Here is a 13,046-nt window from a genome sequence, read left to right on the forward strand (position 1 = left end):
GGGGACGTCGATGGCATGAGCTTGGGGGCCAGTGTCCCGGATCGGAAGGGGACCTAGGTCCATTGTTCGTCCTGGGCGGGCGCGGTTAGCGTGGCGCCATGCCGCACAGACGCAGGGTCGCCGCGCTGATCGCGCTGATCGCGTGCGGGCTCGCCGCCGCGCCGGCGATGGCGCAGTCCGACGGGTCATTCCCGATCACGTTCACCAACGACACGGGCGGGCGATGGAAGGACAGCCAGATCTACATCACCGGGATCGGGCAGACGTCGCCGGGCCGGTGGGCCTATCTGAAACCCGATGGCACCGCGGCGCCGCTGGACCACAGGATGGCCGACGCGCCGGGCCACCTGACCAAGAACGGCCGCGACTTCGCCAACATGTCGGTGACGCTCGCGCAGGCGGGCGGCCTGCGCATCCCGCCGCGCATGGAGGGCACCCGCATCTACATCTCCGTCGCCGAGCCGATGTACTTCGGCGTCGCGCCGGACGACAGCGGCTGGGCCACGCCGGACATCAGCTCCAGGAACGACCCCAACTACGGGACGACGTTCGATTGGTACGAGCTGACCTACGCCTACCAGCAGATCCCCTTCGGCGGCAACACGACGCAGGTCGACCAGTTCGGCCTGCCCATGACCGTGCGCCTGCAGCAGGCCTCCAGCGGCTACGACGAGACGCGCGGGATCACCCTCAGCCGCCGGCAGGTGTTCGAGCGCTTCGAGGACCGGGTGGCCAAGCCGTTCCGCAGCCTGGTCGGCCCCGATCGCATCCTCGCGCCACGCTCCTCGGCCGACTTCCACAGCGGCGGCGCGTACGCGAACTACCTCGATCCGGCCATCGATCGGGCCTGGAAGGACTGGCAGGACGGCTTCCGCCTGACGCGCCTGCACCAGACGTTCCGCGGCCAGGTCAGCGGCGGCGCGCTGCACTTCACCCAGGACGGCACCGCGGGCGACTTCAGCGTGCGCAAGCCGACCTCGCAGGACGTGTTCCAGTGCTCCGGCGCCCTGGCGCCGCCCGGGGCGCCGCCCCAGACCGGCGTCATGGGGGCGGAGCTGTGCGCGGCGTTCAACCGCGGGGTGAGCGACGACACCGACGACTGGTGGAAGGCCGCGACGTACTACGACGACAAGGGCCGCGACAACGACTTCTCCGGGTTCTTCCACTCGATCAACCTGAAGCGCAAGGCGTACGGCTTCGCCTACGACGACATCAACGATCAGAGCTCGGTGACGATCCTGGCCAACAGCCAGCCGCCCTCGGCCCTGACCATCGACGTCGGCTGGTGACCTACGGCTGGTAGTCGCGGCACGGCTCGCCGCGCAGCCCGGCACACGCCGGCAGCGCGGTGGGCACGGTCAGGTCGGGCACGACCGGCAGGAGCAGGTGCGAGGGCATCTGGCGGTTGTGCGCGATCGTCACCGTGGCCGGGCCCGCCGGGTCGGTCTCGCCGAAGGACCAGATCGGCTGGTCGCCGTTGGGCGCGCTGATCGTCACGCGCAGGCGGGAGCCCGCCCGGTACGCGTGCCCCTGGTAGTACAGCGGGATGGTCAGCGGCGCGAACGCCTGCGCGGGCATCGGCGCGACGTCGGAGGCGCGCAGGCTGAGCACCGGCTCCAGCGGCGTGCTCTTGGCCGCATCCAGCGCGCGCTCGTTGGCCCGCAGCCAGCCGCTCTGGACGAAGACCTCCTTGCCGTCGGGCCGCACCTCGGTGACCGTCGCCTGGAGGTCGACGTTCGGGGTCGACGAGCGCACCCACGCGTTGACCGCGCCGGCCCCGATCACGGTGGTGTCCGCGGTCAGCGGCGCCGTCAGGTAGGAGGCGCCGTTGCCGGCCGGGTTCTGCTGCCAGTCGTAGGTCGGCGTCGCGGTCCACAGCCCGCCGGAGCCGGCGGCGGTGTCACCGGTGAAGTCGGTCAGCGGTCGCGCGCCGGCGTTCCACGTGAACCGGTCGGTGCCGGCCTTGGGTGGCGGAGCGTCGGTCAGCGCGCCGCCGTCGCCGAAGTACCACGAGCGCGCGGTGGTGCCCGGGATCGGGAACGCGTCGAAGGAGTGCTCGAACGTCGGGTACGGCTGGCCGGGCTGCGTGCCGCCGGCGCCATTCTCGAACAGCACCCGGATCGGCTTGAGCTGCTCGAAGGCGGTCAGCGCGCCCTGGTAGGTCGGCTGCTCCTGGATCGGGTCCCGCGGCAGCGTGACGCCGGTGATGCCCATCGCCTCCTGGTAGATCACCGGCGCGGCGGCGCGCACGACGGCCGAGTTGACCACCGGCGCCTGGCGCGCCACGTACAGCTGCAGGAAGTCGTACCAGCGGTTGAACGTCTCCGGGGCGAGCGAGTCGACGTGCGTGCCGTTGGTGAACGTGAACCACTTGCGCTGCGTGCCCGTCATGTGCGTGGCCAACGTCGGGCAGTGCCCGCCGGTCTGCTCGTCGGTCCACTGGCAGGCCATGTAGACCGGCACCTTGATCTTGTCGACGAAGGTGACGGGGGACAGCGGGTCGGCGACCTTGGGGACGTAGTGGTCGTTGGCGCGGACCTTGGCCATCAGATCAACCGCTTCGGGATGCAGCGCCTGGTTGTCCCGGCAGACGGCGTCGCCGTCCTGGATGCGCTTGTAGGCCCACGCCTGGCCGCCGTCGGCGGTGGCCGGCTGGGCGTCGTGCACGCGCTCCTGGGCCCAGGCCACGGCGAACCCGGTGTTGAGGATGCCGCCGGGATACAGGGTGGTCTGCGTGTTGTCGATCACCGACATCGGCGAGATCGCCGCCAGGCTCGGCGGGTTCAGCTGGGCGGTGAACAGCTGGCTGATGCCGCCGTAGGAGATGCCCATCATCCCCACCTTGCCGTTGGCCACCCACGACTGGCGGGCGATCGTCTCGACGATGTCGTAGCCGTCCAGGCCCTGGAGCGGCTCGAAGAAGTCGAAGGCGCCGCCCGAGCAGCCGGTGCCGCGCATGTTGACGTCGACCACCGTGAAGCCCATCAGGTTGGCCAGGATGGAGATCCCGCTCTGGGGGCCGGCCGGATCGGCGTAGCCGTAGCCGGAGTACTCGATCAGCGTGGGCGTCGGGCGGGTGGGCAGCGTCGGGAGCTGCGAGCCGCCGGGGACGAGGTTGGCCACGTCCTGCGGCGGATGCACGTTGACGGCCAGCTTCGTGCCGTCGCGCGTGGTCAGGTAGCCGTAGCCGCGGGACGGGATCGTCTGGTTGTAGACGTCGGTGCTCGGGGGCGCGGGATTCTGGGAGAGGACGGTGAGCGCGGACGACGAGCTGCCGCCCGACTGCACGCGGTAGCCGCTGCCGGGGGTCACGTTGCGAAACAGCGCGCCGCCGAGGTCGTTGGCCGGGCGCGTGGCCACGGTGCTGCCGGCCGGGTCGACGAGCGTGACGTCGCTGCCCGGCGCGGCGCCGGTGACGTCGACCTGCTCGACGCTCCCTCGAGCGTCCAGCGCGGCCTGCGCCGCCGGTGCGCTCGCGGCGCAGGCGAAGGCCAGGATCACTGCCACGGCGAAGGCAATCCGATTTCTCCCCATGGGCAGCCAGAACGCCGGCGCGGCCCAAAACCTGCGCGGACTGGGTAGGGGAGGGCGATGGCCGCCCCGACCGATGACCCCGAGCTCGACCTGGACGCGATCCGCGCGACGCTCGAGGCGCGTCGCGACGCGGTCGGCGGCCGGGTCAGCGGGCTGGCCGAGCGGCCCGAGCTGGGGAGCGCCCAAGGGTTCGGGAAGCGCATCGGCGACGGCACCGTCGAGGCGATCAGCCGCCTGACCGAGATCGGCGTCGGGCGCACGCTGGAGAGCGGGCTGCTGCGCACCGATCGCGCGCTGGCCAAGCTCGACGAGGGCACCTACGGGACCTGCGACGACTGCGGTGCGCCGATCCCTCCGGCTCGCCTGCGGGCGATGCCCGACAGCGTGCTGTGCGTGACCTGCGCGGCGAAGGCCCGCCGCGAGGCGCCCCGGCGACGTGGCTGACCCCGGTGGATTGCGGACAGGAACTGACCTGAAGGCGCGCGACGCTGTCGCGCATGATCACCACCGACGACCGTGCCCGTCAGACCGCCCTGGCGTACTTCGATGCCTGGTCGCACCGGGACATCGCGGCGGCGCTGGACCAGGTGTCCGATGACGTCATCTGCGATGCGCCGGCCGGCCGGGCCGAGGGCGTCCTGGCCTTCGCCGACTACCTGAGCGCGTCCTTCCGGGTGCTGGAGCGCACCGACCTGATCGCCGCGTTCGGCGACGCCACGTCCGCGGTGCTGATCCACCACGACCAGACGATCCCGCGACCCAGCGTGCCGGCCGCGACGCATGTGACGGTGCAGGATGGGCGGATCGTCGCGATGCGCGTGACGGTCGCGGGTTAGGCCAGCGTCACGTCCGGGTCTGGGTCGCGCTCGTCGGCGCTCTGGGCGGCCAGTGGCAGGTCGGCGTCCAGGCGCGTGCCCTCGCCCTCGGCGCTGGTCACGCGGAGCGTGCCGCCGACGGCGCCCAGGCGATCCGACAGGCCGCGCAGCCCAGGCGCGGTCGGGTTCGCGCCGCCGCGACCATCGTCGTCCACCACGATCCGCATGCGCTCGCCGTCGGCCACGATCTCCACGCTGCACCGTTGCGCGCGGGCGTGCTTGACGACGTTGGCCAGTGCCTCGGAGACCAGGAAGTACCCGGTGCTCTCGACGATCGAGGGCAGGCGCTCGTCGAGCCCCGCGACCGTCAGGTCCGTCGGGATCGGCATGCGGGCGACCAGCCAGGCGGTCGCGTCGGGCAGCCCGCGCTCGGTCAGCAGCGCCGGCTCGAGATGGTGGACGAGGCCCCGCAGGTCGTCGAGCACCGCCTCGACCTCCTCGCGCAGGGTCGTCGCGTCGCGCCGGACGCGGTCGGCGTCGTCGGCCACGCGGGCCATCCGCTGGGCGTCGATGGCCAGCAGCACCAGCCGCTGCTGTGCGCCGTCGTGCAGGTCGCGGGCGATCCGGCGGCGCTCGGAGTCCGAGGCGACGGCCAGGCGCTGGCGCGAGGCGCGCAGCTCGGTCGCCGCGGTGCGCAGGTCGGTGGCCAGCCGCTCGCGGTCCAGGGCCACGGCGGTCAGGTGCGCGATCGTGCGCACGAGCTCGGGGTCGGAGATCAGCAGCGCGTCGTAGACGATCGCGCCGACCCGGCGCCCGTCGGAGGCCACCTCGACCGCGGCGCGGGAGCCCGCCCCCGTGGGCAGCTCGACGGGATGGCCGGCGGCGTCGACGTAGCGGCCGTCGCGTTCGATCCAGTAGGCCAGGGCCACGGACCGATCGCCCAGCGCCTCGGAGATCGCCTCGCGCAGCTCGTCGGGTGCGATCGGGGCCCCGGCGATGCGCGAGGCCAGGTCTCGCACCTCGCCGGCCCGCGCGAAGCCACCGCGCAGGAGGCCGTACAGGAAGGTGATCGGCAGCACGAGCAGCAGCGTGGGCTGGCCGTACTCGCGCAGCCAGTCCAGCCAGGACGGGTGCAGCTTGAAGGTCACCACGAAGCCGATCGCCGCGATCAGCACGAGCGTGGCGGCGCCGACCGCGCACAGCGGGGCGACGACGATCCGTTGCGCGGCGTCGGCCCGGCGGAGCCGCTCGAGCAGGATCAGCGCGCCGCTGAGCATGACGACCGTGCCGATCAGCGACTGGCCCTTGGAGACCGCCTCGGCGACGCCGTTCGCGGAGGCGATCTGCAGCGGGCTGCCGTCGGCCAGCAGGTAGGTCGGCGCTTCCAGCACGGTGCCCAGCAGGTAGGCGACGACCACCAGCGCTCGCGCGATCGGCTCCGTGACCCGTCCGGACGGGAAGGCCATCAGGACGTGGAAGTTCAGCGACAGCGGGAGGGTCGACACGATCAGGCTGGCGGCCACGACGACGCTGGACGTCGACGCCGCCAGCTGCAGCGCGAGGAAGCTCCAGCCACAGGCCAGCAGCAACGGCCCCATGTGGTTGTGGGGGCGCCGCCACCAGGCGATCAGGCCGACGGAGGCGAAGGACCAGCCGATGGCGATCGCGTTCCAGTGGTTCCACCAGGGCAGCCCGTCGATCGAGGTGGCGCCGAGCAGCAGGCCCAGCACGACGGTCAGGAGCGCCAGCCCGCCCAGCGCCACGTCCAGCGTGCCGACCGCCGGACGGCGCAGCGTCACGCCGGGGTTCCCGCGGAGAGGTAGCGGACGACGGCGAGCACGCGACGGTGGTCGGCGATCGCGGGATCGAGATCGAGCAGGTCGAAGATGCGCGTGATGTGCTTGGCCACCGCCTTCTCGGTGACGACCATCTGCTGGGCGATCCCGGCGTTGGAGCGGCCCTCGGCCATCAGCGCGAGCACCTCTCGCTGGCGGTCGGTCAGCCGGGTCAGCGGGTCGTCGCGGCGCGGGCCGAGCATGCTGGAGATCACCTCGGGATCGACCGCCGTGCCGCCCGCGCAGACGCGGCGCACCGACTCGAAGAAGCGGTCGAGGTCGGCGACGCGCTGCTTGAGGAGATAGCCGACGCCGGCCGGGTCGTCCCCGAGCAGCTCCAGCGCGTAGCGCTCGTGCACGTACTGCGACAGCACCAGGACCGCCGTGCCCGGGAGCTCGTCGCGGATCTGCAGCGCCGCGCGCAGCCCGTCGTCGGTGTTCGTCGGCGGCATCCGGATGTCGGCGATGACCAGGTCGGGCCGATGGGCGCGGGCCTTGCGGACGATGCCCGGGCCGTCGCCGGCCACGCCCGCCACCTCGAGCCCCTCGTCCTCCAGCAGGCGCACGAGGCCCTCGCGCAGCAGCAGCTCATCCTCGCCGACGACGACACGCATGGACGCGGAATCTAACCGCGCGCGGCGACCCAGGAGGGGGATCTAGGTCTACCGGGCCCGGGGGTCTCGGACCCGCCAGGTGCCAGCGACGTCACAATCGGTGGATGAGCTGGACCGTCTACCTCTCCGGAGAGATCCACACCGACTGGCGTGAGCGCATCGAACAGGGGTCGGCGGCCGCCGGGCTCGACGTCGCCTTCACCGGCCCGGTCACCGACCACGGCGCCAGCGACGACTGCGGCGCGGCGATCCTGGGCGAACCGGCCGAGCGCTTCTGGCGCGACAACCTCGGCGCCGGGGTCAACGCGATCCGCACCCGCACGCTGCTGGGACAGGCCGACGTCGTCGTGGTGCGCTTCGGCGAGCAGTACAAGCAGTGGAACGCCGCCTTCGACGCGGGGATGGCGGCGGCGCTGGGCCGGCCGCTGATCACGCTGCACCCGCCCGAGCACGACCACGCGCTCAAGGAGGTCGACCGGGCCGCACTGGCCGTGGCCCGCGAGCCCGAGCAGGTCGTCGAGGTGCTGCGCTACGTCACCACCGGCGCGCTCGCCGGGCGATGACCGTCCACCCGCGCACCGTCGGGCGGATCGCGCTCGGCGGCTTCCTGGCCTTCGCCGGCGTCAGCCATCTGACGTGGAGCCGCCAGGAGTTCCAGGCCCAGGTGCCGACCTGGGTCCCCCTCGATCCGGACGCCGTCGTCATCGCGTCGGGTGTCGTCGAGATCGCCCTGGGCAGCGCGCTGATCGTCGTCGGGCCGTCGCGCCGGGCCGTCGTCGGCGGGGCCGCCGCGGCGTTCTTCATCGCGGTCTTTCCGGGCAACGTCTCCCAGTACGTGACGCACACCGACGCGTTCGGGCTCGACAGCGACCGCGCGCGGGCGATCCGCCTGCTGTTCCAGCCGCTGCTGGTCGCGTGGGCGCTGTGGTCGACGGGCGCGTGGAGCGCCTGGCGCGAGCGGCGCCGCCGCTAGTGCCCTGAGTCACTAATTCGCCCGCATCTGGCGGCGCCGGAATCGTGTCTGCCAGCACTCGCCATCACCACCCGTACCACCAGTACGACAGGTGATGGCGATCACCGGCAGACCCGCCCCGGCATCCACCAGCTGCACACGAATTACCGACTCAGGACACTAGCCCGGGGGCAGCGGCGCGACCACGTCCCCGCGGGCGTCGCGGCCGAAGACCACGGTGTCGCGCGTGTTGTGCCCGGTGAAGAACCGGTCGACGTCGACGATCGCCGCCGGGGCGTCGCGATCGATCTGCTCGTCGCCGATCAGCGCGTGCAGCGACGTGACGTCGACACCGGCCAGGACCAGGTACGGGTGGCTGTCGCGGACCAGGAAGCCGCTGCCGACGGCGCTGTCGGGCTGCCCAGCGCCGACCCCGAGCGAGACCGCTCCCTCGTTCTTGTCCTCGCTGCGGGACTCGGGGCCGGGCTCCTTGGCGTAGCCGAGGCTCATCGACCGCCCGACGCCGGCGTCGAGCGCGACGATCACGCCGTCGGGCTGGTTGGGCACGGATCCGGTCCAGACGATCTGCAGATACGGCGCCCGGCGCGTGTCCAGCCAGCCGGGCTGCATGCGCGGATCGTCGGCCAGGTGCTCGCGCGCGTCGGAGATCGCCGTCCACAGCGCGCGGGCGTGACCGTCGGCGATCGTCTTGCGCATGCGCGTGAGCTCATCGCCGGTGAGGCTGACCGGACCCACGCCGAAGACGTAGGCGTCGGCCAGCTCGGTCTCGGGCACCGTCTCGATCTCGGGCAGGACGAAGCCCTGGCCCGACGGCCCGTCGGTGTGGAACAGGCCGTCGCGGCTCGGATCCAGCGGCGCGAAGTAGCCCGCGTCCGCGTAGGTCCAGTCCGCGCCTGCGGGCACCAGGACGCTGTCGCCGGCGGAGATGGGGGTGTCCCCGCCGAAGTCCAGCTCGACCACGGAGCGGTCGCGCACGAACCAGTGGTCGTTGAACCCGCGGGTCAGCTCGACGACGTAGTCGCCGCCGGTCAGGATCGCGACGTCCTCGTCGCGGTCGCCCGTGTGGCCGATCCACAACACGCTGATGTCATCGTCCGGGGTGGGGGGACGGCCCGGCTCGTCGTCGGCGCTGTCGCGCGCGGATTCGCTGTCGTCGTCGCGGTCGCGCTGGATGTCCTTGCGCCACGCGGCGACCGCGGCGTCGATCTCGTCCTGGACGTCGGCCAGCGAGCCGCGCAGCGGGAAGCCGGCCGTGGGCTCGCCCTTGACCGTCTGGCCCTGGGGATCGTCGCCGCCGCCGCGCACGATCAGCACGACGACGACGATCGCGAGGGCGACCGCGGCGGCGCTGAGAATCCGGGCTCGGCGAGGCATGAGGCGCGGCATACCCGCTGGCGGCCGGTTCCTAGACTTCGCCCGCGACATGCGACGCGCGCCGGCGGGCGACTTCGACTACGAGGCCAACGGGGCGGGCTATGCGGTGCGCCGCCAGCCCGATCCGCGGATCGCGGCGGCCGTCCACGCCGCGCTGGGCGATGCGCGCACGGTCCTCAACGTCGGCGCCGGAGCCGGCTCCTACGAGCCGGCGGACCGGCACGTCGTGGCGGTCGAGCCGTCGGCGGCGATGCGTGCCCAGCGTCCCGACCACCTGCCGCCGGCCCTCGACGCGACGGCCGAGCGGCTGCCGTTCGACGACGACAGCTTCGACGCGGCGATGGCCACGGTGACGATCCACCAGTGGAGCGACGTCGACGCCGGGCTGCGCGAGCTGCGCCGGGTCAGCCGGGGGCCGGTGGCGATCCTCACGTTCGACGGCGAGGCGCTGTCGCGGTTCTGGCTCAACGAGTACGTGCCCGAGGTGATCGCCACCGAGCGGGCGCGGTTTCCGTCCATCGACCGCGTCGTCGCCGGGTTGGGCGGCGACGTCGAGGTGATCGCCGTCCCGATCGCGATCGACTGCCCCGACGGCTTCGGCGAGGCGTACTACGCCCGGCCCGAGGCGTTCCTGCGCGAGGACGTCCGGGCCGCCCAGTCAGGGTGGGTGCTGACGGACCCCGATGCGGTCGCTCGCGGCATCGCCCGCCTGGCCGCCGATCTGGACTGCGGCCGCTGGGACGAGCGCCACGGGCATCTGCGCACCCAGCCGACGCACGTCGGCGCGGTCCGGCTGATCGTCGCGCGCTGAGCGCGGCGGGTCACAATGCCCGCCATGGCGATCACGACGAACGAGGCGCTGCTGGCCAGCGGCCTCAGCGAGCTCGCGCTCGGCGCGGTGACGGGCTGGCCCTACTCGCTGGTCATCACCGACCCGGAGCGGGCCAAGCGGCTGGGGATCGCCTCTGGCGCGCGCATGCGCCAGTGGCACCTGGACCTGATCATGCTCGGTGGCCTGAGCGCGCTGGCCGCGACCGCCGTGCCCGATCTGCCCAAGAAGGTGGCGGTGCCGCTGGCCATCGGCTCGTGGACGAACGCCAACGCCTTCGGGGTGCTCGTGGTCCGGCCGCAGGCGCGCGACACGCGCGCCTACCGGGTGGCCGTGGCGGGCTCGTTCATCGCCACCAGCGCCGGGTTCGTCGGCCTGGCGGCGACGGCGATCGGCCGGCTGCGCCGCCGTCGCTGAGGCGGACGCGCCAATTCCCCGACCGGGATCGCGCGCTCGGATTAGAGTCGCGCGATGCGCCGCCTCCCGCTGCTCCTCGGCCTCTTCGCCCTCGCTGGTCTGCCGGCGTCGGCCAGCGCCGATTCCGTGCCGAAGGTGGCCAACTCGGAGATCCAGCAGTTCATCCAGTACTACCCCAAGCCGTACATCGGCGTGAAGGGGATGCTGGATGGCATCGGCGACCTCGTCGAGACCTGCCAGGCGGCCCGGGACGAGCCGCAGGTGGCCGCTGCCTTCAAGAAGGGCGTGTACACGCAGGCCCTGCTCGCCCACTCGGTGGCCGATCAGTTCGACAAGGAGGTCAAGGCCGCCATCGCGCTCAAGCACCGCTCCAGCGCCTACGAGGACGCGGGCGATCGCGCGACGTTGCGCACCGCGTCATCCGAACTGGAGCAGGCGTTCGCGGTGCGCTCGGCGCAGTCGCTCCACGCGGCCAAGGCGATGGCCGCGCTGCAGGCGCTGAACTGCGAGGAGGCGACCGACGAGGGCGCCCAGGCCAAGGCGCTGGACTCCCAGTACAAGAAGCACTTCTCGCGCGGCTCGAAGGCGCTCGTCCAGCTGCGCCACTAGTGCCCTGACACTAGTCCCGGGCCGGCAGGCGCCAGCCACCGGCCGGCGCGGCCAGCGCGTCGGCCTCCGCCGGGCCCCAGCTGCCGGGCGCGTAGGTGATCGGCCGCGGCGGGGCCTCCAGCAGCGGCGCCGCGCACGCCCACAGGCGCTCGATCTCGTCGGCCCGCGTGAACAGCAGGTGGTCGCCGAGCATCACGTCGTGGATCAGCCGCTCGTAGGCCTCCAGGCCGTTGGCGCCCAGCTGGTGCTCGACGTCGAGGCCGAAGCGGGCGTGCGTCAGCTCCAGCTGCGGTCCCGGTCGCTTGACGCGCAGGTCGATCCCCAGCTGCGGGTCCTCGGTCATCTCGATCACCACCTCGTCGGGCCGCGGATCGGACGGGAACACCTCGTCGCAACAGGCCCGCAGGGTCAGCGTGACCACGCGCCGCCCGTCGGCCAGCGCCTTGCCCGTGCGCAGCAGGAACGGGACGCCCCGCCAGCGGTCGTTGTCGATGTGGGCGCGCAGCGCGACGAACGTCTCGGTGGTCGAGTCGGCGGCGACGTCGTCCTCGTCGCGGTAGCCGTCGAACTGCCCGTAGACCGTCTCGTCGGGCGCGAACGGCTGCAGGTCCTCGAACAGGGCGAGCTTGGCGTCGCGCAGGCTCTCGGCGTCCAGCGCCCGCGGCGGCTCCATCGCCACGATCCCCAGGATCTGGCTGAGGTGGGTGACGACCATGTCGCGCAGGGCGCCGGTCGGCTCGTAGAACGCCCCGCGACCTTCGAGCCCCAGGTGCTCGGGGATGTCGATCTGCACGGCGGCGATGTGCTCGCGGTTCCAGATCGGCGCGAACAGGCCGTTGGCGAACCGCAGCGCGAGGATGTCCTGCGCGGCCTCCTTGCCCAGGAAGTGGTCGATGCGGAAGATCGACTCCTCCGGCACGTGCTCGTGCAGCGTGGCGTTGAGGTCGCGGGCGCTGTCCAGGTCGTACCCGAACGGCTTCTCCATGACGATCCGCGCGCGGTCGTCGACCAGCCCGGTCTGCGCGAGCATGCCGACCATCGGCTTCATCGCCTGGGGCGGCACCGACAGGTACAGCAGCGTGCGCGAGTCGGGCCCGAGCTCCTCACGCGCGGCGCGCACCGCCGCGGCCAGGTCCGCGCCGTCATCGGCGGAGGAGGCGACGAACGAGACGCGCTCCTGCAGCTCGCCCCAGTCGTCGCCGACCAGGTCGCCCTTGGGCGCGTGGCGCCCGGAGCCGATCACGCGAAAGTCGTCGGGCATCAACCCGGCGCGGGCCAGATGGAGCATTCCGGGCCACAGCTTGCGGCCGGCCAGGTCCCCCGTGGCGCCGAAGAGGACGATGACGTGGGGATCAGGCGAGGGTGGGGCGGAGTCGGTCACACGGCGCGTGCTACCCACTCGCGGCGCCAACGCAGCGGTACGATCGCCCCGTGGCGCTCTTCGGGGGACGGCGCAGGCGGGCGGATGGGCTCGTGGGAACGGCGGTGATCCGCCGATCCGACGCGCCGGCGGACGGCAGCGACGCGCACGACAGCGGCGAGCCGATCCTGGGCCTGGACTTCAACCACTTCGGCACCCGTCCCTACCGGTTCGTCCTCGAGGTCCGCGTCGCCGGCCAGGAGCCCTACGAGGTCGCGGCCCGCTTCAAGGTTCCGCGCAAGGTCGAGAACACCGGGCTGCTGACGCGCACCAAGCTCCAGCCTGGGATCGAGCTGCCGGTCCACGTCGACCCGGCCGACCGCCACATGGTCACGATCGACTGGGACGCCTACCTGGCCGCGCCCGATCGCCAGGCGCGCCAGGAGGCCGCATCGGCGCAGGCCAGCACGGCGCGGATCGCGGAGCTGACGGCCCGCAACCCCAAGCTGCAGGCCAAGCTGATCGCCAACAACCGCCTCGCCGTGCAGGGCTGGGCGGAGGCGGTGCGCGCTGGGTCGCTCACGCGTGCGCAGTTCGAGGAGACCGTCGAGATCCAGCTGGCCTGCGGGCGGATGGATCCGGCGGACGCCGCCGAGGCTCGGGCGAGCCTCGACGGCGGCGCCTGA

At 72.6% G+C, this 13,046-nt stretch carries 14 protein-coding genes; 9 read left to right on the plus strand and 5 right to left on the minus strand.

Annotation, left to right across the window (positions count from 1 at the left end):
• Positions 1 to 98: 98 nt before the first annotated feature.
• A complete protein-coding gene (locus ACZ5UI_RS06855) occupies positions 99 to 1,289 on the plus strand; it encodes a glycoside hydrolase family 64 protein (protein WP_464195567.1) in 1,191 nt (396 codons plus the stop codon).
• 1 nt (position 1,290) lies between these two features.
• Here the strand turns inward: ACZ5UI_RS06855 and ACZ5UI_RS06860 are convergent, their stop codons facing one another.
• Positions 1,291 to 3,507, minus strand: a complete 2,217-nt coding sequence (locus tag ACZ5UI_RS06860; protein WP_464195569.1) for a CocE/NonD family hydrolase — start codon at positions 3,505 to 3,507, stop codon at positions 1,291 to 1,293.
• Positions 3,508 to 3,591: 84 nt separating this feature from the next.
• Here ACZ5UI_RS06860 and ACZ5UI_RS06865 point away from each other — a divergent pair, with 84 nt between their 5' ends.
• Entirely contained in the window at positions 3,592 to 3,978 is a 387-nt protein-coding gene (locus ACZ5UI_RS06865) for a TraR/DksA family transcriptional regulator (RefSeq protein ID WP_464195571.1), read from the plus strand.
• 53 nt (positions 3,979 to 4,031) lie between these two features.
• The gene (locus tag ACZ5UI_RS06870) at positions 4,032 to 4,370 is read left to right on the plus strand and encodes a nuclear transport factor 2 family protein (RefSeq protein ID WP_464195574.1); all 339 of its coding nucleotides are present in this window, start codon (positions 4,032 to 4,034) and stop codon (positions 4,368 to 4,370) included.
• Here the strand turns inward: ACZ5UI_RS06870 and ACZ5UI_RS06875 are convergent.
• Together ACZ5UI_RS06875 and ACZ5UI_RS06880 are read right to left on the minus strand one after the other, a co-directional pair.
• Entirely contained in the window at positions 4,367 to 6,148 is a 1,782-nt protein-coding gene (locus ACZ5UI_RS06875) for a sensor histidine kinase (RefSeq protein WP_464195576.1), read from the minus strand. The two genes, ACZ5UI_RS06870 and ACZ5UI_RS06875, sit on opposite strands and share 4 nt — an antisense overlap.
• On the minus strand, positions 6,145 to 6,798 hold the full coding sequence (locus ACZ5UI_RS06880; RefSeq protein WP_464195578.1) for a response regulator transcription factor: 654 nt from the start codon (positions 6,796 to 6,798) through the stop codon (positions 6,145 to 6,147). The genes ACZ5UI_RS06875 and ACZ5UI_RS06880 overlap by 4 nt, the downstream gene beginning before the upstream one ends.
• 104 nt (positions 6,799 to 6,902) lie before the next feature.
• Here ACZ5UI_RS06880 and ACZ5UI_RS06885 point away from each other — a divergent pair, with 104 nt between their 5' ends.
• Together ACZ5UI_RS06885 and ACZ5UI_RS06890 are read left to right on the plus strand one after the other, a co-directional pair.
• The gene (locus ACZ5UI_RS06885) at positions 6,903 to 7,361 is read left to right on the plus strand and encodes a YtoQ family protein (protein ID WP_464195580.1); all 459 of its coding nucleotides are present in this window, start codon (positions 6,903 to 6,905) and stop codon (positions 7,359 to 7,361) included.
• Entirely contained in the window at positions 7,358 to 7,771 is a 414-nt protein-coding gene (locus ACZ5UI_RS06890; protein ID WP_464195582.1) for a DoxX family protein, read from the plus strand. Before ACZ5UI_RS06885 ends, ACZ5UI_RS06890 begins: the two co-directional genes overlap by 4 nt.
• Positions 7,772 to 7,930: 159 nt before the next feature.
• Here ACZ5UI_RS06890 and ACZ5UI_RS06895 read toward each other — a convergent pair whose 3' ends face one another.
• The gene (locus ACZ5UI_RS06895; RefSeq protein WP_464195584.1) at positions 7,931 to 9,145 is read right to left on the minus strand and encodes a hypothetical protein; all 1,215 of its coding nucleotides are present in this window, start codon (positions 9,143 to 9,145) and stop codon (positions 7,931 to 7,933) included.
• A gap of 49 nt (positions 9,146 to 9,194) precedes the next feature.
• Here ACZ5UI_RS06895 and ACZ5UI_RS06900 point away from each other — a divergent pair, with 49 nt between their 5' ends.
• Genes ACZ5UI_RS06900 through ACZ5UI_RS06910 form a run of 3 tightly spaced genes read left to right on the plus strand, consistent with a single transcriptional unit; the run spans position 9,195 to position 11,000 of the window.
• Positions 9,195 to 9,956, plus strand: coding sequence for a class I SAM-dependent methyltransferase (locus tag ACZ5UI_RS06900; protein ID WP_464195586.1), 762 nt, complete (start codon positions 9,195 to 9,197; stop codon positions 9,954 to 9,956).
• Between the two features lie 24 nt (positions 9,957 to 9,980).
• Positions 9,981 to 10,391 (plus strand): hypothetical protein, encoded by a 411-nt coding sequence (locus tag ACZ5UI_RS06905; protein WP_464195588.1) that lies wholly within the window; start codon positions 9,981 to 9,983, stop codon positions 10,389 to 10,391.
• A gap of 54 nt (positions 10,392 to 10,445) precedes the next feature.
• Positions 10,446 to 11,000: a hypothetical protein gene (locus tag ACZ5UI_RS06910; RefSeq protein ID WP_464195590.1), complete on the plus strand. Its 555-nt coding sequence runs from the start codon at positions 10,446 to 10,448 to the stop codon at positions 10,998 to 11,000.
• Positions 11,001 to 11,010: 10 nt separating this feature from the next.
• On the opposite strand, the gene ACZ5UI_RS06915 is transcribed toward ACZ5UI_RS06910, so the two are convergent.
• Complete coding sequence (locus ACZ5UI_RS06915) at positions 11,011 to 12,381, minus strand: glucose-6-phosphate dehydrogenase (protein WP_464195592.1); 1,371 nt, start codon at positions 12,379 to 12,381, stop codon at positions 11,011 to 11,013.
• Between the two features lie 104 nt (positions 12,382 to 12,485).
• Here ACZ5UI_RS06915 and ACZ5UI_RS06920 point away from each other — a divergent pair, with 104 nt between their 5' ends.
• Positions 12,486 to 13,046 carry a hypothetical protein gene (locus ACZ5UI_RS06920; protein ID WP_464195594.1) on the plus strand — a complete coding sequence of 187 codons (561 nt, stop codon included), beginning with the start codon at positions 12,486 to 12,488 and terminating at the stop codon, positions 13,044 to 13,046.

The sequence above is a fragment of the Conexibacter sp. JCM 18997 genome, assembly GCF_055391915.1.